The following is a 19,475-nucleotide window of genomic DNA, read 5'->3' as shown; positions in this document are numbered from 1 at the left end:
CGGGGGGGTTAGCCCAGCAGAGACAGGACGTTTTGCGGGACCTGGTTGGCTTGAGCCAGTACGGAAGTGCCGGCCTGCTGCAGGATCTGCGCGCGGGTCATGTTGGATACTTCTGCCGCGTAGTCCGCGTCTTCAATCCGTGAGCGTGCCGCGGACAGGTTGGTTTCGTTGGTCTGCAGGTTGGTGATGGCAGATTCGAAACGGTTTTGGATCGCACCCAGGTCAGAGCGCAGTTCGTCGACTTGCTTCAGGGCGGCGTCCAGCTGTGCCATCGGGTTGGAGGTGCGTTCGGTGCTCAGGGCGGACAGGCTCAGGTTGTTCGTGTCGATGGTGAAGGCCGCAGTTGTGCTGCCAGCTGCCGTAGCGGCTTTACTCGGCTCGAGAGCAATGTAGTAAGTGCCAACGTCGGAGCGGTCTAGGTCGAAGCCGAGGGCTTTCAGGGAGTTGGATTCTGCGGTGGTGGTGGCGGTGATGGTGACTTCCGCGTACCAGTTACCAGAGTTATCCACGAACGCGTCGGCTGCTTCAAAGACGACACTGCCAGTGGCAACGCCCAGGCGGGTGGCCAGTGCATTGGGTGTGGATTCAACAACGGTGGCGTTGTTGACGGAAGTGGTGGTGCCGTATGCATCCTCGTAGTTGGCTGCAGCGGCAGAAACGGGGGCACCATCGGGGCCTGCGACGTTGAAGCTGGACAGGTTCAGGGTGCTGGCGGTGATTTCCTTCAGGCCCACGTCGATGGATTCGCTGTCGTTGGCGCCAACCTGGATGTTCAGGGTTTGGTCATCGGACAGTACTTTCACGCCGTTGAAATCGGTCTGCTCGGAGATGCGGTCGATCTCGGTCAGGCGCTGGTCGATTTCAGCCTGGATGGACTTCAGGTCGTCCGCGGAGTTGGTGCCGTTCTGGGATTGTACAGTCAGCTCACGAATGCGCTGCAGGTTGTCGTTCACCTGGTTCAGGGCGCCCTCGGCGGTTTGCGCAACGGAGATACCGTCGTTGGCGTTACGTTGGGCCTGGGACAGACCGGTGATCTGTGCGGTCATACGGTTGGCGATGGCCTGGCCGGCGGCATCGTCCTTGGCGCTGTTGATACGCAGGCCGGATGACAGCCGTTCCATAGCGGTTTGCAGAGCGCTCTGGGACTTGCCCAGGTTCTGCTGACCGATCATAGCGGTAATGTTGGTGTTGATTACTGACATAACGATGTCCTTCTCTATTCGACCGTTTCGTTAGGATTTCCGGCGGGTCCGTGTCAGTCGAGCTGATTGCGTTACCGCCGCAACGGCGCCATATGCCGTTAGCCTCAGTTTCGGCGGTTTGGCGATTAGCTTTAGGGTTTATTGAGAAAGAATCGCCGATTGTGCCGGCCCCCGGGTCTCCCGACGGGTCTTGCCGCCTTATATAGGCGCGCTGTCACCGGCCGCAAAGCCTAAAGCGAGCCCCGCCGTGGCCGATAGGGCGGAAGAGGTGTTGGTGCCCTGCCTGCTCCAGCGCCGCCCAATCCGATCGAGGCCAGTGAATGAATGAAAGAAGAAGCGGCTGATTTTATCCGTATCGACAACCCGGTGGAGGTCGGCGAGCTGGTGGTCAGCCTCACCGAGCCGGGTGCCGCGTCGATCGCCCTGGACCGGGCGGGTTTCGAGCCCCAGCCCGTGGTGGTGGTGGATGTCATCCCCGGCGAGTGCGTTGTCCTGGATGTGACCGCCAGCGGCGCGAGCGTGCCGCAGGTGCGGCGTGCCGGCGAGCTGCGCCTGATTGGCCAGGGGGTGGATGGCATGCTGAGCACGCCCCTGCTGGCGGTGCGGGAGTGGCTGGACGTGGACGGCAGGGTGCACTGCCGCTGTGACTATCCCGCCGAGATGAAGCACTACCAGCGCCGGGACGCCTACCGCGCGCCGCTGCGCCTGGGGATGCAGGTGGGTGTGCTGGTGCGCGGGGCGGCGGCCGACAAAGTCACGTTCCAGGGAGACCTCCGCAATCTTTCGCTCAGCGGCTGCCTGGTGGATTTGCCCCCCAATGCCGCCGGCATTGTCGAGGGCGCGAAACTGGAGCTGGAGCTGTGTTTTCCCAACGGCACCCGCTTTGTGGTCGAGGCCGAGCCCCGGCACCGGGATCCGGACGGGGAGCGCTGCGTGCTGGCGGTGGGCTTCGCCTTTATACCCACGACCCAGGAACAGGATCGCTTGCTCTGGTTCTATGTGCGGGAAATCGAGCGCGAGAGCGCCAGGGGGGGCGCCGGCGAGGTCTCCTCGCTGCAGCCTTCGGCGCTGTTTGAATCGCGGGCCGACGAGCCCGAGGTCGGCCTGCGCAACGCGCTGCCCTACGCCACCCCCATGGCCCGGCGCCTGGCGCGGGTGGCGGGCTACCTGGACAGCCTGGTGATGGAGTTGCGCGAGGGCAACCGGGTCGACCCGGTACTCCTGTCGCGGGCCGCGGATCGCCTGCTGGGCCTGCACGCCGAGGACCGCGAGGCGCTGTTGTTCGCCACCGTCTGCCTGTGGCACGACCCCCAGGTGGTGCAGCACGCGGTGGCGGTGGCGGTGCGCCTGGTCGATATCGGGCAGGCCTTCAAGATGCCGCGCGACCTGCTCAAGGCGATGGCCGCCTGCGCCATGGTGCACGACCTGGGCAAGGTGCTGCTGCCGCCGGAGGTGTTGACGGCGGCCAGCCGCGACGACGAGCAGGAGCGGTCCTACCGCGAGCATGTGAAGCTGCTGCTGCCGCGGCTGGAATCCTGCCACTGGCTGTCGCGCACGGTGCGCGACGCGGTGGTCAAGGGCGCCAACGAGCGCGTCGATGGCAGCGGCTACCCCCATGGCTGGCGCGGCGCGCAATTGCATGAGCTGACCCGCCTGGCCGCGGTGGTAGTCGAGGTCGATCGCCTCGGCCGCTATTCCCGCGAAGGGGAGGGGCTGTCGATCGAGGTGATTCACCGCCGCCTGACCCGCAATGCGCCGGGCTTCGATCCGCGCTGGGTGGCGCGCTATTTCGAGCACTTCGGCCGCCTGCCGGTGGGCACCCTGGTACGTTTCCCGGGCGGCGAAATGGGCTGGGTGCTGGGTCTGGACGAGGCCGGCGAGCCCGGCCGGGTCCAGCTGACCGGGCGGCGGGAACCCCCGGGCGAGGCGCTGGGCGAGATCGTCGGCGACGACCCGCTGCGGCAACTGGGCCCGGCCGAGGCCCTGGTGTCGCCGGGGCGAAAAGATGCGCCCTATGACTAAAGTTTTGTGGCTGCGCGGCCGAAAGCTTCAATTAGGGTGATCTCCGCGTGCTGTTCCAGCCTTCGGTTGGCCGCGCGAAGCGCACAATACAGTCATCAATGAGAAGAGAAGCAGCATGGCAAGCATCGCATCACTGGGAGTCGGGTCCGGGCTGGATTTGAGCGGTCTTTTGAACCAGCTGGAGGCGGCGGAGCGCAAGCAGTTGGTGCCCATCGTGTCCCAGCAGAAATCGCACCAGGCGAAAATCTCCGCCTTTGGCGTGTTGGAAGGCGTGCTCGAGCAGTTCCAGACCACCGCGGCCAAACTGAGCGAGGCCGATTTCTTCTCCTCGGTGACTTCCAGCGTCACCGGCGATGCCGCGACGGTCAGCGCCGGCAGCGAGGCGATGCCGGGCAGTTACCAGATCGACATTACCCAGCGTGCGCGCGGCTACAGTATTGCCACCGCGGGCGTGGCCGACCGGGAAGCCAATCTGGGCGCGGGGACGATTACCCTCGACCTGCAAAACGGTGAATCGATGAGTGTCGACATCGGCGCCGGGGACAGTTCCCTCGAGGCGATTCGCGACGCCATCAACGATGCCCAGGGTCCGGTGGCGGCGTCCATCGTGAATGACGGCAGCGGCACCCCCCACCGACTGGTACTCTCGTCCCGCGAAACCGGCACCGACAACGCCATCGCCGCGGTGGACTTCGGCGCGCTCGCCGGCAGCCTGGCGGTGGACGCCGGGACCGAGGTGACCGCCCGCAACGCCGAATTGACGGTCAACGGCATCGCCATCCAGAGCCAGAGCAACACGGTGGAGGGCGCGATCCAGGGGGTTACCCTGGAGGTCGAGGAAACCGGTCAGGTCGAAGTGGAGTTGCGCCGCGACGACAGCGCCATCAAGTCCGCGGTTACCGCCTTCGTCAACAACTACAATGCCCTGCAAAAGACCATCAACACCCTGACCTCCTACGACGCGGACAGCGGGACCGCCGGGACCCTGCTGGGCAACAACACCCTGCGCTCCATCGAGTCGCGCCTGCGCAGCGGCATGAGTCATGCGGTGGAGGGCGGCGATATCGCGCTGCTCAGCGATATCGGCATTGAGCTGCAGAAGGACGGCACCCTGAAGCTGGATGACGAGGCCCTTGGCGAACTACTGGCGGACAATCCGGCCGGCCTGGCGGATTTCTTCGCCGGCGAAGACGGGTTCGCCGTGCAAATGGATTCGGTGGTCGAGGCCATGGTCGAGGAGTCGGGGCTGATCGAGAAGGCCACCGAGGGCCTGAGCAGCAGTATCGAAAGGCTGGGCCAACGCTACGATCGCATGGAGCAGAGCATCGCCACGACCATCGAGCGCTATCGCAGCCAGTTCGGCCGCCTGGACAGCATGATCGCCAGCATGAACTCCACCAGTGCCTATCTGACCCAGCAGTTCGACATGATGAATGCCCAACTGGGCCGTAAATAGTTTGTGCGGGGGGCTGGTTTTCCCCGCCCCGCACCGATTCGGGAGGCAATACCATGAGTAGTATGCGCGGCGCCGCCGCTTACAGCCAGGGAGGAGTCAGCAGTTACGCCAGGGTGGGCGTGGAAAGCGGGGTCATGTCGGCCAGTCCGCACCAATTGATCGTGATGTTGTTCGACGGCGCCCAGGTGGCCATGCGCACGGCGCGCATCCACATGCAGCAGGGCAATGCGGCGGCCAAGGGCCAGGCCCTGTCCAAGGCCCTGGATATTGTCAACAACGGCCTGCTCGCGGCGCTCGACCGCGACAAGGGCGGGGAGTTGGCTGATCATCTGGCCTCATTGTATGATTACATTGCGCGGTTATTGCTGGCAGCCAATTTACACAATGACGAAGCCAGTCTGGAGGAGGCCTCGCGCCTGTTGGGTGATATCGGTTCCGCCTGGCAGGAAATCGGGCGAGGCGACGTGAGTCGCGATGAAGTTATCGGCGACGCTTAATCAGGGCCCCCCGCGGGCCCGGGACCAGATATGAGTAAATCACCGGAACGGTGTACCACTGCGTCAATGTCTGCGGAAGATGTGCTGCTGGTGTATGAGTCACTGCTGGCGGCCACCCAGTCGATGCTCACCCTGGCGCGGGAAGGCGACTGGAGCGCGCTGCTGGAAAGCGAGTCCCGCTACGTTGTGGATGTGGAATCCCTGGCCCGCATAGAGGCCGAGGTTGTCCTCGACAAACGCCAGCAGGCGCGCAAGGCCGAGTTGCTGGAGAGCATTCTGTACAATGACGTGCAGATTCGCAAGTACCTTGTGGCCCGCCGCGACGAACTGGGCGAAAAGATGGGCGTCAGCCAGCGCAAGCGCGACCTGAACCGGGCCTATCGCCCCGCCGGAGCCGTTGTCACCAGGCTTGATGACATTTAGTCGCTGTATTTGAAGACCCGGTCGTGAGCGGTATCACACCCATACTCGATACCCTGCTGCACCAGGTTCTGGGCAAGCGGGTGGATCTGCCGCCACCGCGGGATCTCAACGAAGCCGTCAAGCCCCTGCAGGCGGGTACCGCGCCGCAGGCCGTGCACAGCGACTCCCGCCTCGACCCGCGCCCCCTGCCAGCTGCCGCCACCACGGAGCAGTCCCTGGCGCGGCCCGCCGCGCCAACGGCGCCCCCGGTATCCGGCCCGGGTTCCACCGCCACCCATTTCAGCGCGGCCGCCCGCGATATCGCCGAGGTGCTGGCGCGCTTCCCCGCGCCGCCCTCGACCCTCAAACTGGTCGCGCCCCTGCTCGCGGCGGGCGCGGAAGGCGCCTCGCCCACCGACGTGGCGGCCCGACTGAAATCCAGCATCGACAGCAGCGGTCTGTTTTACGAGTCGCACCTGGCCCGGTGGTACCGGGGCGGACTCGGGCGTGAGCAATTGGCTCGGGAGCCGCAGATGTCGAGCGGCGCCCGACCGCCGGCGGAGGGGGCGGGGCCGGCCGCCGCGCCCCTGGTCCGCGCGGGCGTGCCGGTGTCCGGCGGTGAGCGGGGGGCGCAGGCAGTGGCCGCGAACGGGCATTTGGTGTCGCCGGTCCCCGGTGAGCGTCCCGGTTCGCCCGCGGCAACGGAGCTCCCGCGCCCGGAGGGGCGTGGGCTACCCTCGCCACCGGTCTCTTCCTCCTCTCCTTCCCCGTCTTCCCCGCCCGTCCCGCCGGTGGCGGGGTCGTTGTCCGCTCCCGCGACGGGAGCCTCACCGGACAGATCCCCCGCCGGGTCGCCGGCGAGCGCCGCGCCCGTCTCGCCGGTACTGGCGGAGGTGGAGTCGTCGGCGCCGGAGCGCGCCGCCCGGGAGCGGGCGGCGCGGGAATGGGCGACCTGGGAGCAGGTTGCCCGCGAGCAGCCGGTGGCGGGGCGTGCCGGGGCTGGCGAGTCGTCACCGGTGCGTGGCGAGGGCGCGGGGCACGGGATGAGCGAAGCGCTGCAGGGGGTGGTGCGCCAGCAGCTGGAAATGTTGGCCATGCCGGTACTGCGCTGGGAGGGGGACGTGTGGTCGGGACTGTTCATGGCCTTCACCCTCCACTTCCCGAACGCCCAGGCGCGGGACGGGCAGTCCGGATCCGGGGACGCGGGCGACGCCGGCTCCGGGGGCGACGAGTGGGTGTCGGAGTTGCGCCTGGAAATCGCCGGCCTGGGTGATGTCCAGGTGTCCCTGCGGATGTTCCGCGAGCAATTGGAGCTGGGGCTGGAGGCGTCGTCGGCGGCGCTGGCCGGTGAGCTCGCCGCGCGCCGCGAAGAGCTTGAAACGCGCCTGGCCCGCTGTGGTTTCGAGGCGGTAAGCCTGCACATTGGCGACCGGGAGGCGCGCAATGACTGACGAGGCGTCCGGTGCGGATCCCCGCCGACGCGCGGTGGCGCTGGCTTACGGCCCCGACGACAGTGCGCCCCGGGTCGTGGCCCGGGGCTACGGCGAACTGGCCGAGCGCATCATCGCCGCGGCGGATCGCGAGGGTATTTACGTGCACGGGGCGCCGGAGTTGGTCGGCCTGCTGATGCAGGTCGATATCGATGAGCAGATCCCGGAGAAGCTCTACCTGGTGATCGCCGAATTGCTGGTCTGCGTGGGCGATATCCAGCGCGGGCTGGGCGCCGGCGCCGACGACTCCGACCCCGCCTAGGCGGCCCCCGTCGGCGGGGCCGTGTTGCCGACCGGCTGGCCGTGTCTGTGAGTTTCTCACTGGATCACCTTGCCCATGAGTTTTTCGTCGGAATTCGGACTCAGTTCACAGTTTTCATCGCGGCGACGCTTGTCCTGATATTCTTTGTGGTTATTATAGGCTTAAAACAACATGCACCGAGATGGGGCATGACGCGCCCGGACGGCGCTGAATTCCAGTCTCGCTAAGTGCAGGCCAACATCGGCAGGGATGCAAGTCAGTTCGCGGAGTTCGCCACCAAGAGCGCACCCGTATGTCGTTTTAGTAGGGATCGGAGGTACAGCTCCGGCCGAATTGCACGAGGTGCCATGTCCGTGAGTGAAAATAATGTCGACCTGGTTGAAATCCAGGACCTGAATCTGAGCTATTTGCTCATCGCCCAACGCCTGTTGAAGGAAGACTACACCATGGCGCTGATGCGCCTGAAGGTCGACGACGAGACCGGGCGGCTGCTGCTGTCCCTCTCGGCCAAGCAGCTAGGCAGGCTGGCGCGCACCAACCAGTTGCTGTTCCGCTTTTGCATCAGCGACGCCAGCCACCTGTCGCAACTGACCCAGAATGAGCGCAGCCAGGGCATGGACCTGATGCATACCTCCTTGCTAATGGCTTCGCTGCCGCCATCGAGCGCGTTGAATACGGTGGAGGGGGTCTGAGGTATGTCGGGAAAAAGTCTGGTCGCAGAGATGCAGCAGGTGCAGCTGGCCATCGAGTTGATTGAGCTGGGTGCCCGCTTGCAGGTACTGGAAACGGAGACCGATCTGAGTCGGGGCAGGTTGGTGCGGCTGTACAAGGAAGTGCGGGGGATGTCCCCGCCCAAGGGCATGCTGCCCTTCTCCACCGACTGGTTCGTGACCTGGCAGCCGAACATTCATTCGTCACTGTTTTACAACTTCTACCGCCAGCTCACCGTCACCCTGGGCTGTGACCGGATGGAGGGCTTTACCAAAGCCTACCGCCTCTACCTGGAGCAGTTGGCGCTGGAAGACGCGGAGCCGGTGCTGGGGCTTACCCGGGCCTGGACCCTGATTCGATTTTTCGAGAGCGGCCTGTTCGAGCTGTCCGAGTGCACCCGCTGCGCCGGCCACTTCGTCATGCACGCGCACACGCCCAATAGCGATTACGTCTGCGGCATTTGCCAGCCTCCCTCGCGGGCCGGCAAGACCTCGCTGCAGGCCAACAGCCGCTAGCAGACCTCGTCCGGTTTCACGCCGCGGGCCCGCCCGGAGGCTTCTGGCGGGCGCCTGGCCGCGCCCGCCCGCAAGCCGGATAAATCCGTTTTTCATCCCGTTGGGCCGCTCCTGGCTCCGGCGGCGTGTGTGCGGCCATTGCCTCGCGGGAAACTTGTCCGCCGCCCTCAAGCGGCCCTGCCGCTTGCCGATAGACAGTCCAGAAGCTATCCATGCCGGCAACAAGGATAATCGTTGTGCTTATACCAATCGGGTTCGTGATCGTCGTGTTTTCCGTCTTCGGGGGCTTTGTCCTGGCGGGGGGGAACCTGGGGCCCCTGATCCAGCCCACCGAGATCCTGATGATCTGCGGCTCGGCGCTGGGGGCGTTTATCGCCGCCAACAACGGCAAGGCGATCAAGGCGACGCTCAGTACCGCGTCAAAGCTCAAGCGCACCACACGCTACAACAAAGAAACCTACATGGAGCTGATGTCCCTGCAGTACAAGCTGCTGTCCAAGATGCGCCGCGGCGGCATGCTGGCGATCGAGCGCGACGTGGAGAATCCGCAGGAAAGCCCGCTCTTTGGCGAGTATCCGCGCATTCTGGCGGACCCGATGATCATGGGATTTCTCACCGACTACCTGCGCCTGATGGTCAGTGGCGGCATGGACGCGATGGAAATCGACGAGTTGATGCTGCACGAGATCGAGGCCTTCGAGCACGAGGCCCACATTCCCTCCGACGCCCTGGGCAAGGTGGGTGACGCACTGCCCGCCTTCGGTATCGTCGCCGCGGTGCTGGGGGTGGTGAAGGCCCTGAGTTCCGCCGACGCCGGTGTCGAGCAGATGGGGCTGATGATTGCCCACGCCCTGGTGGGGACTTTCCTGGGCATCCTGCTGGCCTACGGTTTCGTGAATCCGGTGGCGAGCCGGATCGACCGCCAGGTCCACGAAGCGGTGAAAATGCTGCAGTGCATCCGGGTGACCCTGCTGGCCGCGCTCAACGGCTACGCACCGCCGCTGGCGGTGGAATTCGGACGCAAGGCCCTGCACACCTCCGAGCGCCCCAGCTTCAGTGAACTGGAGGAGCACGTGCGCTCCGCCCGGGGAGCGGAGCCCGAAGCGGCATGAGCAAGGGAGAGCGGCCCATTATTATTCGCCGTCCCCGCAAGGTGACGGTGGCCCATCACGGCGGCAGCTGGAAGATCGCCTATGCGGACTTCATGACCGCGATGATGGCGCTGTTCCTGGTGTTGTGGATTCTCTCCAGCGCCACGCCGCAGCAGCTGCGCAGCGTGGCGGAGTACTTCCGCACGCCGCTGTCGGTGGCCCTGGCCGGGGGCGACAAGCAGATGTCCAGCACCAGCGCGATACCGGGGGGCGGGCCGGACCCGACCCATATCGACGGTGAGAAAGAACGTATAGAGATGCGGCTGGAGAGTCGGGCCACCGATGTCCAGCGGCAGTTCGTGGCCCTGCAAAAGCGCATCGAATCGGTGGTCACCGCCGATCCGCAGCTGCGGGAGCTGTCGAACCAGATCCGTTTTGACATGACGCCCTACGGCCTGCGCATCCAGTTGGTGGATACCGAGCAGCGTCCCATGTTCGAGACCGGCAGCGACCAGGTGGCGCCCTACATGCGCGACCTGCTGCGCGCGCTGGCGCCGCTGCTCAACGAAATGCCCAACCGGCTGAGTATCAGCGGGCATACCGACAGCGTGCCCTACGCCGCCGGCGTGAGCGGCTACAGCAACTGGGAGCTGTCGGCGGATCGCGCCAACGCCTCGCGGCGGGAGCTGGTGATGGGCGGCTTCGACAACGGCAAGTTATTGCGGGTGACCGGCATGGGCGACCAGCTGCCGGCGCCGGGCAGCGATCCCGGTGACCCGGTCAACCGGCGCATCACCCTGGTGGTATTGAACCGGGAAGCGGCGCAACTGATTCGCGACCGCGTCGGGGCCTCGCTGGGCCTCGGTGAGTTGGCAACATCCAGATAAGTACTTCGGACATAGCATGGATATCAGCGATTTTTTTGACACGTTTTTCGAAGAGGCGCAGGAGCTCCTGGATGAAATGGAGCAGCACCTGCTGGCGCTGGACGTGGACGCCCCCGACCCCGAGCAGCTCAACGCGATCTTCCGCGCGGCGCACTCGATCAAGGGGGGCGCGGGAACCTTCGGGCTCGAGGTGTTGCAGCGCACCACGCACCTGCTGGAAAACCTGCTGGACTACACGCGGCACGGCGAACTGACCCTGCGCCGTGACATCGTGGACACCTTTCTGGAAACCAAGGATATGTTACAAGATCAGATGGACGCATATCGCGCTGGCGAGGAACCGGATCCCGAGGCCTATGAGCGCATTTGCAAGGTCCTGCAGCAAATGGCGCTGGATGAGATCGGCGAGACCGCCGATGTCGGCGGCGCGCCCGCGCCGGCACCGGCGGCCAAGCCCGAGCCAGCCCCCGAGCCTGAACCGCAGGCGGCGCCCGTGGAATCCGCCAGTGCCGGCGGCGACCTGCTCGAAGTGGTGTTGCTCGGTGTCGGCGAAAAGGACCGGGAATTGCTTATTGCCGAGTTGGGGCAGCTGGGAGATATCGTATCCCGGGACGGCGAGGAAGAGCGTTACCGCGTGCTTCTCACCTCCAGCGCCAGCGCCGACGATGTCGAGGCGGTGATGTGCTTTATCGCCGAGCCGGAGCAGTTGCAGATCCGGGCCGTGGAGGCATCTTCGCTGCCGGCGGATGCGCCGGCCCCGGCGCCCGAGGCGCCAGCGCCGGCCGAGACTGCCAGCAAGGCGGAGCCGTCCGGCGGCGCCGCGGCACCGGTGGCAAAGCCGCGCAAAGAGGCCAAGCCCCGCGACGGAGCCGCCAAGGGGGCGGGCAAGGGCGGTGGGGAGTCCACCTCCATTCGCGTGCCGGTGACCAAGGTCGACCAGATCATCAATCTCGTCGGTGAGCTGATCATCACCCAATCCATGTTGAACCAGGTGGTGGACGACGATACGAATGCCGGCGGCACCCTGTCCAGCGGGCTCAATCTCTTGCAGCGCAATGCCCGCGACCTCCAGGAAGCGGTGATGTCGATCCGCATGGTGCCCATGGATTACGTATTCAGCCGTTTCCCGCGGCTGGTGCGTGACCTCGCCTCGAAGCTGGACAAAGAAGTGGAGCTTGTCACCGAGGGCAAGTCCACCGAATTGGACAAGGGGCTGACAGAACGCATTATCGACCCACTGACCCACCTGGTGCGCAACAGCCTCGACCACGGTATCGAGGACCCCGACACCCGGGAAGCCGCCGGCAAGCCCCGCGTTGGCAAGCTGACCCTGTCGGCCCAGCACCAGGGCGGCAATATCCTGATCGAGGTGATCGACGACGGCGCCGGGCTCAACCGCGAGAAACTGCTGGCCAAGGCCGAGAGCAACGGCTTGCAGGTCTCCGACGGCATGAGCGACGAGGAGGTCTGGCAGCTGATTTTCGCGCCCGGCTTTTCCACCGCCGCCCAGGTGAGCGACGTGTCCGGGCGCGGGGTGGGCATGGATGTGGTCAAGCGCAATATCCAGGCCATGGGCGGCCACGTGGAGATCCTGTCCCGCGCCGGCGAGGGCACGACCACCCGCATCGTGCTGCCGCTGACCCTGGCGATCCTCGACGGCATGTCGATACGCGTCGGCAAGGAAATTTTCATCCTGCCGGTCAATGCGGTGCTCGAATCCCTGCAGCCGCGCAAGGAAGACCTCTACCCGATGACCGGCGGCGACGTCCTGCTGAAGATCCGCGAGGACTACCTGCCGGTGATCGCCGTCCACGAGGCCATGGACGTGGAGGGCGCCGGCACCGAACCCACCGAGAGCATTACCGTGATCGTGCAGGGTGAGGGCCGCCGCTACGCGCTGCAGGTCGACGAACTGATTGGCCAGCAACAGGTGGTGGTGAAGAACCTGGAAACCAACTATCGCAAAGTGCCCGGCGTGTCCGCGGCCACCATTCTCGGCGACGGTAGCGTCGCGCTGATCCTCGATGTCGCCGACCTGCATCGGCTGAGCCAGCGCAAGCGCGAGGGCGGTCCCTTCGACACCAGCCGCGATTCAATGTCCTTGAAGGAGGTAGCTCTGTCATGACCCAATCCAGTGCCGCGCGCGAGTCCGTCGACAGCAATGTGCGCAACAGCGAGTTCCTGGTGTTTTCCCTCGGCAGCGAGGAATACGCCATCGATATCCTGAAGGTTCAGGAAATACGCGGCTACGAAAACGTTACCCGCATCGCCAATGCCCCCGATTTCATCAAGGGCGTGGCCAACCTGCGGGGCGTGATCGTGCCGATCGTGGATCTGCGCATCAAGTTCCGCCTCGACAATGTCGAGTACAACGAGCAGACCGTGGTCATCGTGGTCAGTATCGAGGGGCGCATCGTCGGCATCGTCGTCGACGGCGTATCCGATGTGATGAGTCTCAAGCCGGACCAGATCAAGCCGGCGCCGGAATTCGGTGTGAGCATGCCGGTGGATTATCTCAGCGGTCTCGGCAACCTCGAGGATCGCATGTTGGTGCTGGTGGACATTGAGAAGTTGCTCACCAGCGACGAGATGGCCCTGGTGGAAAAGGCGGCCGAGTAGAGAGCGGTACGGTGGCGGTATTTCAACCCCTTTAACGCGGGGATTCTGGTGGTGAAACAAAGATGCGCAACAATCAGCCGGTAACGAACCGGGAATATGTCCTCGGCGAGAATCATTTCCTGATTTCTCACACTGACCTCAAGGGTCGCATAACCTACGCCAATCCGTCCTTTATCGAGGTGAGCGGGTTTAGCAACGAGGAACTGGTGGGTGCCCCGCACAACATCGTCCGCCACCCGGATATGCCCGGAGAGGCCTTCGCCGATCTCTGGGGCACGCTGCAATCCGGCGACCACTGGGTTGGCCTGGTGAAGAACCGGCGCAAGAACGGGGACTACTACTGGGTGCGCGCGCAAGTGACGCCGATTGTCGAGCGCGGACGCACGCTCGGCTACGTTTCGGTGCGGACCCGCGCGCGACCCGAGGAAATCTCCCGGGCCGCCGCGGCCTACGCCTTGTTGCGCGATGGCCGGGGAGGGCACCTGGCGGTTCATCGGGGGCAGTTGTCTCGCCGCGGGTGGCGCGGTGCCTTGCAGCGGCTCCTGGCCGGTTCGGCGGGGGCCGGGTTATACGCGCTACTGGCCCTCGCCGCGGTATTGGTGGCAGCGAGCACCGCCCTGGGCTTTGCCGCCATTTCCGGACAGGAGGGGGCGCCGGGCTGGATGTGGTGGGCGCAGTTGGCGGTGCCGGCCCTGGGGCTGCCGCTGCTTGCGTTGCTTACCCTGTACAACCGTCGCGCCCTGGTGGCGCCGTTAAGCGAGGCGGTGACCTTCTCGGTGCAGATCGCCGCGGGTAACCTGGCGGTGGCCTCGCCCGCCAAGCGGCGGGGCAAGACCGCGGAGCTAATGGCCAGCCTGGATATCATGCGCAAGAGCCTGGCCAATATCGCCGGCGATGTGCGCGAGGGCCTGGCCGTGGTCAACCCGGCGGCCAGGGATATCGCCACCGGCAACGACGAGATGGCGGCTCGCGCCCAGCATCAGGCGGCATCCCTGCAGCAGACCGCCTCCAGCATGGAGCAGATGTCGGCCGCGGTGCAGCAAAATACGGAGCACGCGCGTCAGGCCCGGGGCCTGGCCGAGGCTTCCGCCGCCACGGTGGTGGAGAACGGTGAGCTGATGGGCCGGGTGGTCGACACCATGACGCGCATCACCAGCGGCGCGGGGCGCATGGCCGATGTTATCGAGGTTATCGACAGCATTTCCTTCCAGACCAAGCTGCTGGCCCTCAACGCCTCGGTGGAAGCCGCCAGGGCCGGCGAGCAGGGTCGCAGTTTCGCCGTGGTCGCCGGCGAAGTGCACCAGCTCGCGGGTCGCTCGGCCGATGCCGCGAAAGAGGTCCGGGAGCTCATCGCCAGCTCCGCCAGCGATATCGAAGGCGGCGACGCGCTGGTGAGGCGCGCGGGCGATTCGATGGAGGACCTGGTGCAGAAAGTGACGCGTCTCAGCGAGCTGATGGGGGATATCAGTTCGGCGAGCGAGGAGCAGAGCAGCGGTATCGCACAGGTGACGGCGGCGGTGGCGGACATGGATGCCGTGATGCGCCAGGACGCGGAGCGGGTGCGGGCCAGCGCCGCGGAAACACTGCGACTGCTCGAGCGGGTGGAGCGCCTGGACCACTCGGCATCGGTGTTCCGGTTTGACCAGTCGCGCGATAGCGTCGTGCCGTTAAAGCCTTCCGCGCCTTCTGCTAGGGGCGACGGTGCGCGCCCGGCCGGCGGGCAGCGGCGGAGCGCGCAGCCCCAGGCGCTGGCCGGGAGCCGCAATTGACCGTGGTGGGTGGGCCGGCGTCGGCGGCGCCGATGTCGCAGATGGGAAGTTTGCGCGACCTGACCTTCAGCGATCGCGACTTCGGGCGGATTCGCGACCTAATCTACCGGCGCGCGGGTATTGTGCTTGCCGATCACAAGCGCGAGATGGTTTACGGCCGGCTCGCGCGTCGGGTGCGCGCCCAGGGGCTGCACTGTTTCGGCGATTATGTCGATCGTCTCGAGCGGGATTCAGCAAGCCCGGAGTGGGACGCCTTCACCAACGCCCTGACCACCAATCTCACGTCCTTTTTTCGCGAGGCCCACCATTTTCCCCTGCTCGCCGACCATGTCGCGGGTGCCGGGGGACGGGTGCGAGTGTGGTGCGCGGCGGCCTCGACCGGCGAGGAGCCCTACAGTATCGCCATTACCCTGATGGAGGCGCTGGGCGGGCGCAGGGAGTTCGAGGTACTCGGTACCGATATCGACACCGACGCCCTGGCCCGGGCCGAGCAGGGTATCTACAGTATGGAGCAGGTCAGTAAACTGCCGCCCGAACGCGTGCGACGGTTCTTCCAGAAAGGCAGTGGCTCGCGAGCGGGCTATGCACGCATCCGGCCCGAGGTCGCGGCGCGGGTGAGCTTCCAGAAGTTAAACCTGGTGGCGGACCAGTGGCCGGTCACCGGGGAGTTCGACGCGATATTCAGCCGCAATGTGATGATCTACTTCGACCAGCGCACGCAGGTGCGTATTCTCGAGCGCTTCGCGCCACATCTGAAGCCCGACGGCCTGCTCTTTGCCGGGCACTCCGAGAGTTTTTCCTACATCAGCGACCATTTCCGGCTGCGCGGCCAGACCGTTTACACCCTGGCGCGCTGAGCGGCGTTTTCGGGGGCGTGGTCGAATGAATTCGACCCTACAGGGGGGCAGGTTAACCCGTGTAGGGCGGAATTCATTCCGCCTCCCGCGCCGCCGATTCAGGTCGAATGAATTCGACCCTACAGGGGCGCAGGTTAACCCGTGTAGGGCGGAATTCATTCCGCCTCCCGCGCTGATTCAGGTCGAATGAATTCGACCCTACAGGGGGCGCTGGTTAACCCGTGTAGGGCGGAATTCATTCCGCCTCCCGCGTCGATTCAGGTCGAATGAATTCGACCCTACAGGGGTGCAGATTAACCCGTGTAGGGCGGAATTCATTCCGCCTCCCGCGCCGATTCAGGTCGAATGAATTCGACCCTACAGGGGGCTCAGGTTAACCCGTGTCGGGCGGAATTCATTCCGCCTCCCGCGTCGATTCAGGTCGAATGAATTCGACCCTACAGGGGGCTCAGGTTAACCCGTGTCGGGCGGAATTCATTCCGCCTCCCTCGCTGATTCAGGTCGAATGAATTCGACCCTACAGGGGCGCTGGTTATCCCGTGTCGGGCGGAATTCATTCCGCCTCCCGCGCCGATTCAGGTCGAATGAATTCGACCCTACAGGGGGCGCTGGTTATCCCGTGTAGGGCGGAATTCATTCCGCCTCATTCCGCCCCATTCAGGTTGAACGAATCCCATCCTAAAGGCCGGCGCGTCCCAGCCGATACACAGAGACGTAATCCCTGCCGGTGGTGGTCATTGTTGCTCGCCGCCCGTTGCAATGGAGGAGAAGGGACTTGAACTCTGCCAAAGTCCGCGTGTTGTGTGTTGACGACTCGGCATTGATACGCGATTTGATGCGAGAAATCATCAACGAACACGACGATATGGAAGTCGTCGCCACGGCACAGGATCCCCTGGTGGCGCGCGACCTTATCAAGCAATACAACCCGGATGTGCTGACCCTTGACGTGGAAATGCCGCGGATGGACGGGTTGGACTTCCTGGAGCGCCTGATGCGCCTGCGGCCGATGCCGGTACTGATGGTGTCGTCGCTGACCCAGGCGGGTTCGGAGGTGACGCTGCGGGCGCTGGAACTCGGCGCGGTGGATTTTGTGGAGAAGCCCTCGCTTGGCATCCGCAACGGCATGCTTGAGTACAGCGACCTGATTGCCCGCAAGATACGCGCCGCCGCCAGCTCGCGGCCGCAGCGGGCGGCGGCGGAGCGTCGCGATCCACCGCGAGTGATTCGCGCGCCCATGGTGTCGAGCGAGAAGCTGTTGATCCTGGGCGCGTCCACCGGCGGCACAGAGGCCCTGCGGGTGGTGCTGGAGCCGCTGCCGGCCAATGCGCCGGCGATCCTGATCGCGCAGCACATGCCGGGCGGATTTACACGCTCTTTTGCCCAGCGCCTGGACAGGTTGTGCCAGATATCGGTCAAGGAAGCGGAGGACGGCGAGCGGATACTGCCCGGTCACGCCTACATCGCGCCGGGGGATTCGCACCTGCTACTGGCGCGCAGCGGCGCCAACTACGTGGCGCGCCTGGATAATGGACCGCCGGTCAATCGGCATCGCCCGTCGGTGGATGTGCTGTTTCGCTCCGCGGCCGAACAGGCCGGCCGCAACGCCATTGGGGTGTTGCTAACCGGAATGGGCAAGGACGGCGCCCAGGGGCTGCTGGAGATGCGCCAGGCGGGTGCGCCCACGGTGGCGCAGGACGAGGAAACGTCGCTGGTGTTTGGCATGCCGCGGGAAGCGATTGCCCGGGGTGGAGCGGTCGAGGTGCTGCCCCTGGGACAGATTGCCCCGAGGATGATGGTTCTGGTCGAGGAGTCCGGGCGCGCGCAGCGGGTTTAATCGCGGCGCCGCCGGTCCCCGGTCGCAAGCAAGAAAAATTCACAACAACAGGCTTATTCATAAACAAAGTTAAAGGAAACGCCAGCATGACTAATTTACTGCGTAACCTGAAAATCAACGTGGCCATGGCCTCGATCCTGCTGTGTTTTGCAGTGCTCATCGGTGTCGTGGCGGCGCTGGGGTTGATCGCCAACCGGACTGCCGGTGAATCGCTGGACCTGATAGAGAATATCAGTGTCGAGCAGGTTGACGCGGCGGGCATCGCGGTCATGAATTTGAATGCCGCCCGGGTGAAGCTGGAAATGGCGGCGAACTACGTGGCCATGGATCGTTCGCTGCAGGCCGAGCGGCAGCTGAATCGCACCAAGGTGGACCTGGATGAATCGCAATCGCAGTTCGACAAATACATTGCCCTGCCCAAGAGCGATCAAGGCCAGGAGATGGCGCTGGCTATCCAGAGCAACTTCACCGAAGTCATGGAGCTGGTGAAGGAGCAGTACAGCGCGCTGGAGGCGGGGGACGTCGATGACTTCGATTCCCTGCGGCAGATACTGGTGCCGCCGACCGACGCCCTGGCGGAAAGCTTTGCCGCTTTTTCCAACTACGCCAACGAGCGCCGCGTGGAGCAGATCGGCGCCTACGAGGCGCAGACCGAGCAATTCACGCAGATCGGCATCGGCCTCCTGGTCTTCACGGTGGTGATGATCGCGCTGATCTACCTGGGCATGCGCAAGCTGCTCATCCAGCCGATCTACTCCGCGGTGGACAGCCTGCAGCACATCGCCGACGCCGATCTCTCGCACGAGATCGACGTCCCCGGCAAGAACGAGATCGGCCAGCTGTTTGCCGCCATGCACCATATGCAGCAGAGCCTGGGCAGGATCGTGACCGATGTGCGCGATAGCAGCAACTCGATTTACGTCGGCACCACCGAGATTTCCAGCGGTAACAACGACCTGTCCGCGCGCACCGAGCAGCAGGCGGCGTCCCTGGAGGAAACCGCGACCAGCATGGAAGAGCTGACCGCTACCGTGAAGCAGAATGCGGACAACGCGCGGCAGGCCAGCGGGCTGGCCAACGACGCCTCGATAACCGCCACCCGCGGCGGGGAAGTGGTCGACCAGGTGGTGGATACCATGCAGCGTATTTCCGAAAGCTCGAAGAAGATCGCCGATATCACCGGCATGATCGACTCGATTGCCTTCCAGACCAATATTCTCGCCCTGAACGCCTCGGTGGAGGCGGCCCGGGCGGGCGAACAGGGGCGCGGCTTTGCCGTGGTCGCGGGCGAGGTGCGCAACCTGGCCGGCAACAGCGCTGACGCGGCGCGGGAAATCAAGACGCTGATCGAGAACAGCGTGGCCCAGGTCGACCAGGGCTCAGGCCTGGTGGCCCAGGCCGGTGAAACCATGAAGGAAGTGGTGAGCGCGGTGAAGCGCGTGACCGACATCATGGACGAGATTTCGGCGGCTTCCCAGGAGCAGAGCGGCGGTATCGACCAGGTCAGCAACGCGGTCAGCCAGATGGACGAAGTGACCCAGCAGAACGCCACCCTGGTACAGGAGGCGGCCGCGGCCGCGGCGTCCCTGGAAGACCAGGCCCGGCGCCTGGAGCAGGCCGTGGCCATCTTCAAGCTCGCCGGTGTCCCGGCGCGCTCGGCGGAGTTGGCGCCGCGTTCCGAGCCGGTGGCCGACCAGCGCGAGGAGTTCGAGGGCGACGCCGCCAATGATGCCGAGCAGCGGGAGCGGGCCAGCGCGCCGGTGAAGCTGGCCACGGCAGGCGGGCGCGCCGCGCCACGGCGCGAGGCCGCCTCCGAGGACGAGTGGGAAGAGTTTTGACGGTTTTTTTAGCAGCCATT

Annotated in this window: 17 protein-coding genes; 16 read left to right on the top strand and 1 reads right to left on the bottom strand. The window is 65.0% G+C overall.

The genetic code is table 11. The features are described from left to right. Positions 1-8 precede the first annotated feature (8 nt). Positions 9-1,202 (bottom strand): FliC/FljB family flagellin, encoded by a 1,194-nt coding sequence (locus tag JYP50_RS04425; RefSeq protein WP_206559266.1) that lies wholly within the window; start codon positions 1,200-1,202, stop codon positions 9-11. 324 nt (positions 1,203-1,526) lie between these two features. Between JYP50_RS04425 and JYP50_RS04420 the strand changes: the two genes are divergently transcribed. The 16 genes from JYP50_RS04420 to JYP50_RS21955 all read left to right on the top strand — a co-directional run bounded on the left by JYP50_RS04420 (position 1,527) and on the right by JYP50_RS21955 (position 19,455). Then, positions 1,527-3,224 carry an HD domain-containing phosphohydrolase gene (locus JYP50_RS04420; RefSeq protein ID WP_206559265.1) on the top strand — a complete coding sequence of 566 codons (1,698 nt, stop codon included), beginning with the start codon at positions 1,527-1,529 and terminating at the stop codon, positions 3,222-3,224. A gap of 115 nt (positions 3,225-3,339) precedes the next feature. Beyond that, the gene (fliD, locus tag JYP50_RS04415; RefSeq protein WP_206559264.1) at positions 3,340-4,680 is read left to right on the top strand and encodes a flagellar filament capping protein FliD; all 1,341 of its coding nucleotides are present in this window, start codon (positions 3,340-3,342) and stop codon (positions 4,678-4,680) included. 53 nt (positions 4,681-4,733) lie between these two features. Beyond that, a complete protein-coding gene (fliS, locus tag JYP50_RS04410; protein ID WP_206559263.1) occupies positions 4,734-5,177 on the top strand; it encodes a flagellar export chaperone FliS in 444 nt (147 codons plus the stop codon). 66 nt (positions 5,178-5,243) lie between these two features. Beyond that, positions 5,244-5,600 carry a flagellar protein FliT gene (fliT, locus tag JYP50_RS04405; RefSeq protein ID WP_206559262.1) on the top strand — a complete coding sequence of 119 codons (357 nt, stop codon included), beginning with the start codon at positions 5,244-5,246 and terminating at the stop codon, positions 5,598-5,600. Between the two features lie 23 nt (positions 5,601-5,623). Then, positions 5,624-7,030 carry a flagellar hook-length control protein FliK gene (locus JYP50_RS22075; protein ID WP_206559261.1) on the top strand — a complete coding sequence of 469 codons (1,407 nt, stop codon included), beginning with the start codon at positions 5,624-5,626 and terminating at the stop codon, positions 7,028-7,030. Then, positions 7,023-7,331, top strand: coding sequence for an EscU/YscU/HrcU family type III secretion system export apparatus switch protein (locus JYP50_RS04395; RefSeq protein ID WP_206559260.1), 309 nt, complete (start codon positions 7,023-7,025; stop codon positions 7,329-7,331). The genes JYP50_RS22075 and JYP50_RS04395 overlap by 8 nt, the downstream gene beginning before the upstream one ends. A 353-nt stretch (positions 7,332-7,684) precedes the next feature. Beyond that, the gene (locus tag JYP50_RS04390) at positions 7,685-8,023 is read left to right on the top strand and encodes a flagellar transcriptional regulator FlhD (protein ID WP_206559259.1); all 339 of its coding nucleotides are present in this window, start codon (positions 7,685-7,687) and stop codon (positions 8,021-8,023) included. A gap of 3 nt (positions 8,024-8,026) precedes the next feature. Then, a complete protein-coding gene (gene flhC, locus JYP50_RS04385; protein ID WP_206559258.1) occupies positions 8,027-8,557 on the top strand; it encodes a flagellar transcriptional regulator FlhC in 531 nt (176 codons plus the stop codon). Positions 8,558-8,793: 236 nt separating this feature from the next. Beyond that, positions 8,794-9,669 (top strand): flagellar motor stator protein MotA, encoded by an 876-nt coding sequence (motA, locus tag JYP50_RS04380; protein ID WP_206559257.1) that lies wholly within the window; start codon positions 8,794-8,796, stop codon positions 9,667-9,669. Continuing rightward, positions 9,666-10,535, top strand: coding sequence for a flagellar motor protein MotB (gene motB, locus JYP50_RS04375; RefSeq protein WP_206559256.1), 870 nt, complete (start codon positions 9,666-9,668; stop codon positions 10,533-10,535). Before motA ends, motB begins: the two co-directional genes overlap by 4 nt. A gap of 16 nt (positions 10,536-10,551) precedes the next feature. Beyond that, a complete protein-coding gene (gene cheA, locus JYP50_RS04370) occupies positions 10,552-12,660 on the top strand; it encodes a chemotaxis protein CheA (protein WP_206559255.1) in 2,109 nt (702 codons plus the stop codon). After that, positions 12,657-13,154 carry a chemotaxis protein CheW gene (locus tag JYP50_RS04365; RefSeq protein ID WP_206559254.1) on the top strand — a complete coding sequence of 166 codons (498 nt, stop codon included), beginning with the start codon at positions 12,657-12,659 and terminating at the stop codon, positions 13,152-13,154. The genes cheA and JYP50_RS04365 overlap by 4 nt, the downstream gene beginning before the upstream one ends. Positions 13,155-13,216: 62 nt before the next feature. Next, complete coding sequence (locus tag JYP50_RS04360; RefSeq protein WP_206559253.1) at positions 13,217-14,923, top strand: methyl-accepting chemotaxis protein; 1,707 nt, start codon at positions 13,217-13,219, stop codon at positions 14,921-14,923. A 2-nt stretch (positions 14,924-14,925) separates the two neighbouring features. Beyond that, positions 14,926-15,780 carry a CheR family methyltransferase gene (locus tag JYP50_RS04355; protein WP_347136722.1) on the top strand — a complete coding sequence of 285 codons (855 nt, stop codon included), beginning with the start codon at positions 14,926-14,928 and terminating at the stop codon, positions 15,778-15,780. A 775-nt stretch (positions 15,781-16,555) separates the two neighbouring features. Further along, the gene (locus JYP50_RS04350) at positions 16,556-17,617 is read left to right on the top strand and encodes a protein-glutamate methylesterase/protein-glutamine glutaminase (protein ID WP_206559251.1); all 1,062 of its coding nucleotides are present in this window, start codon (positions 16,556-16,558) and stop codon (positions 17,615-17,617) included. Positions 17,618-17,703: 86 nt separating this feature from the next. Then, a complete protein-coding gene (locus tag JYP50_RS21955; RefSeq protein ID WP_277602421.1) occupies positions 17,704-19,455 on the top strand; it encodes a methyl-accepting chemotaxis protein in 1,752 nt (583 codons plus the stop codon). Positions 19,456-19,475 lie beyond the last annotated feature (20 nt).

Origin of the sequence: Parahaliea mediterranea (assembly GCF_017255185.1) — a bacterium.
In the GTDB taxonomy this organism is placed as follows: Bacteria; Pseudomonadota; Gammaproteobacteria; order Pseudomonadales; family Halieaceae; genus JAFKCZ01.
This window is presented reverse-complemented; position numbering and strand designations above follow the sequence as displayed.

Excerpts from the sequence above, each read along its gene's own strand:
- JYP50_RS04425 (WP_206559266.1), bottom strand. The coding sequence starts at position 1,202 with ATGTCAGTAATCAACACCAACATTACCGCTATGATCGGTCAGCAGAAC.
- JYP50_RS04420 (WP_206559265.1), top strand. The coding sequence starts at position 1,527 with ATGAAAGAAGAAGCGGCTGATTTTATCCGTATCGACAACCCGGTGGAG.
- fliD (WP_206559264.1), top strand. The coding sequence starts at position 3,340 with ATGGCAAGCATCGCATCACTGGGAGTCGGGTCCGGGCTGGATTTGAGC.
- fliS (WP_206559263.1), top strand. The coding sequence starts at position 4,734 with ATGAGTAGTATGCGCGGCGCCGCCGCTTACAGCCAGGGAGGAGTCAGC.
- fliT (WP_206559262.1), top strand. The coding sequence starts at position 5,244 with ATGTCTGCGGAAGATGTGCTGCTGGTGTATGAGTCACTGCTGGCGGCC.
- JYP50_RS04395 (WP_206559260.1), top strand. The coding sequence starts at position 7,023 with ATGACTGACGAGGCGTCCGGTGCGGATCCCCGCCGACGCGCGGTGGCG.
- flhC (WP_206559258.1), top strand. The coding sequence starts at position 8,027 with ATGTCGGGAAAAAGTCTGGTCGCAGAGATGCAGCAGGTGCAGCTGGCC.
- motB (WP_206559256.1), top strand. The coding sequence starts at position 9,666 with ATGAGCAAGGGAGAGCGGCCCATTATTATTCGCCGTCCCCGCAAGGTG.
- cheA (WP_206559255.1), top strand. The coding sequence starts at position 10,552 with ATGGATATCAGCGATTTTTTTGACACGTTTTTCGAAGAGGCGCAGGAG.
- JYP50_RS04365 (WP_206559254.1), top strand. The coding sequence starts at position 12,657 with ATGACCCAATCCAGTGCCGCGCGCGAGTCCGTCGACAGCAATGTGCGC.
- JYP50_RS04360 (WP_206559253.1), top strand. The coding sequence starts at position 13,217 with ATGCGCAACAATCAGCCGGTAACGAACCGGGAATATGTCCTCGGCGAG.
- JYP50_RS21955 (WP_277602421.1), top strand. The coding sequence starts at position 17,704 with ATGACTAATTTACTGCGTAACCTGAAAATCAACGTGGCCATGGCCTCG.